The organism is Intrasporangium sp. DVR, assembly GCF_040365325.1.
Classification (GTDB): Bacteria; Actinomycetota; Actinomycetes; order Actinomycetales; family Dermatophilaceae; genus Intrasporangium.
This window is the reverse complement of sequence record NZ_BAABZW010000042.1, coordinates 1-1,711: the sequence shown is the minus strand read 5'-3', so window position 1 is coordinate 1,711 and position 1,711 is coordinate 1. Positions and strand designations below refer to the sequence as shown.

General features: G+C 69.5%; 3 protein-coding genes. 2 read left to right on the top strand and 1 reads right to left on the bottom strand.

What is annotated here, in order from left to right; all coding sequences use genetic code 11:
• The coding region (locus ABWV20_RS19150) for an IS110 family transposase (protein WP_353358056.1) at positions 1–536 on the bottom strand (536 nt) is incomplete at its 3' end.
• 330 nt (positions 537–866) lie between these two features.
• Here ABWV20_RS19150 and vapB point away from each other — a divergent pair.
• Positions 867–1,088, top strand: a complete 222-nt coding sequence (vapB, locus tag ABWV20_RS19145) for a type II toxin-antitoxin system VapB family antitoxin (protein WP_353358054.1) — start codon at positions 867–869, stop codon at positions 1,086–1,088.
• Positions 1,079–1,489 carry a PIN domain nuclease gene (locus ABWV20_RS19140; protein WP_353358052.1) on the top strand — a complete coding sequence of 137 codons (411 nt, stop codon included), beginning with the start codon at positions 1,079–1,081 and terminating at the stop codon, positions 1,487–1,489. Before vapB ends, ABWV20_RS19140 begins: the two co-directional genes overlap by 10 nt.
• Positions 1,490–1,711 lie beyond the last annotated feature (222 nt).

Here is a 1,711-nt window from a genome sequence, read left to right as displayed (position 1 = left end):
CGGACCGAGGCGAGCATCGCCTTGGCCTGCCCGGTGGTGATGTCCTTCTTCGCCTGTCCCGGCAGGAGTTCCGCGAGCAGCGCCTGGAGCCGGTCGACGATCTGGACCCGCCGCCTGCTCAGCGCGTCGCGGCGATCCGACAGGATCCGCAGCGCCTCCAGGTCACCGTCGACCTGCAGCACCCGCAGGCCCGTGGTGCGTACCGCCACGACCGCGATCGAGTGCGCATCCAGCGCGTCGCTCTTGCGGCCCTGCCCGGTGTCGAAGAGGCGCACCCGCGCGGCGAGCTTGGCCGGGACATCCAGCACCCGTTCGCCGGCCTCCAGCAGCCGCTGCGCCAGCGGCCGGCCAGCGCCGTTGGCGCCCTCGACCGCCCAGGTGCGCTCCGGCCAGGCCTTCGCGTACCTGCGCATCGCCGCGTAGCCGGCCCGGTCCGTGGTGAACCGGCCCGAACCCAGGACCCTCTCGTGCTCGTCGAGGACCTCGATGGTGGCCGACAGCTTGTGTGGGTCGACCCCGATGGCGATGTGTTGCATCTGCTGCTCCTGCCTTCGCTCGTGACCGATGTGGACGGCGAGGTGGGCAGTGCTACTACGAGCAGGGCAGTCCCCTCTGGAGCCACGCCTCGTCACGGCGCCCGGCGGGGCCGCAGACCGATGGTGAGCCACACCGATCACGCTGGTGGGCAGCCCAATAGAGAGCGCCCCGCCGAGCACCTAGACCGAGTCTGGCCAGACATCGGCCCTACCGAAAGTGTCTAGCAGCCCAGATAGGGCTAGCTTCGCTCCGGCATGTAAGGAGCGACAGCGGGATATTCGAGCGGCAGATCCCTGCTGATATCATCAGATATCTAGGAGGTGCTGCGCATGGCTGACGTACTGATTCGCGACGTTCCCGACGCGGTGCTGGCCGGCGTGGATGCCCACGCGGCCAGACTCGGGATCTCCAGGGCCGAGTACATCCGTCGGCGGCTGGCCTCCGACGCTGCCACCGCGAGCGCGCCCGTCTCCGTCGAGGATCTCCGTGCCTTCGCGGACAGGTTCGCCGACCTCACCGACGATCAGACGATGGACGACGCGTGGCGGTGACGGACTGGCTGATCGACAAGTCCGCCTTGGTCCGACTGGGCACCAGTCCCGATGCCGAGTTGTGGGCCGGCCGGATAGAACGAGGCCTCGTCCGGATGACCACCATGACGAGGTTGGAGGTCGGATACTCGGCCAGGACCGCCGCTGACGCGCGGTCGGTGTTCGGCACCGCGCCGATCTCGATGATGCCGGTCGAGTACCTGACGCCCGCGATCGAGGACCGAGCACTCGAGGTCCAGCTGCTGCTGGCTGACCGGGGCCGTCACCGCGCCCCGTCGATCCCGGACCTGCTCATCGCGGCAACCGCTGAACTCGCGGGTCTGACGGTGCTTCACCTCGACAAGGACTTCGAGCTCATCGCCGAGCTGACGGGTCAGCACACCGAGCGCCTCCGCCCTTGACGCGCTGCCGCGACCCGCGGCACTCCGCCGCCTGCGGACGCGGCCACGGCCTCGGCACGTGGATAGCGTCGAAGGGGTCCATGTGCCCGGCCGCCAGCGGCGGGCGGGATCTGGGCCAGTGCAGGATCGCCGCGCGAGGTGAGTCCATGTCCGGCCCGTCCACCCTTCTGCCTTTCCAGCCCGCGACGATGTCCACGGCCCAGCTGGCGGCAGTGTCCTACC

Bases quoted from the DNA above. Each gene is read 5' to 3' on its own strand.
- vapB (WP_353358054.1), top strand. From the start codon at position 867: ATGGCTGACGTACTGATTCGCGACGTTCCCGACGCGGTGCTGGCCGGC.